General features: G+C 70.1%; 1 pseudogene. It reads right to left on the minus strand.

Annotation, left to right across the window (positions count from 1 at the left end):
* A pseudogene (locus tag FLP08_RS16880) lies at positions 1–505 on the minus strand (AMP-binding protein); the annotation flags it as partial.

A 505-nucleotide genomic window follows, 5' to 3' on the forward strand; every position in this document is an offset into this window, starting at 1 on the left:
TCGGCCACCGCCTGGCGGATCGAGTCGATCAGCTCCTGGGCCGGCACCGATTTCTGGACGCCGCGACCGATCTCGGCGGCGATGCCGATGCCTTCCTCGCCATCGACCGTGACCGCGAAGGCCGCGACCCTGCCCTTGCGCGCCGACGGCACCTCGCTCTCGACGGTGCGTTCGATGTCCTGCGGATAGAGGTTGTGGCCGCGGACGATGAGCATGTCCTTCAGGCGCCCGGTGACGAACAGTTCGCCGTCGCGGAGGAAGCCGAGGTCGCCGGTGCGCAGCCAGGTGCGCCCGTCACGCTCGACGAAGGTCTTCGCCGAAGCTTCCAGGTTGCGCCAGTAGCCGTGGGCGATGCTCGGCCCGGCGGCCCAGATCTCGCCGACGTTGTCGTCGCCGAGGACCTCGCCGCTCGCCGCGTCGACGATCAGCACGGCGTGTTCCGGCTGGCTGCGGCCGCAGCACATCAGCACGCTGCCTTCGCCTTCGGCGATGCGGTTGCGCGCCA

The organism is Christiangramia aestuarii (genome assembly GCF_009735585.1).
Classification (GTDB): Bacteria; Bacteroidota; Bacteroidia; order Flavobacteriales; family Flavobacteriaceae; genus Christiangramia; species Christiangramia aestuarii.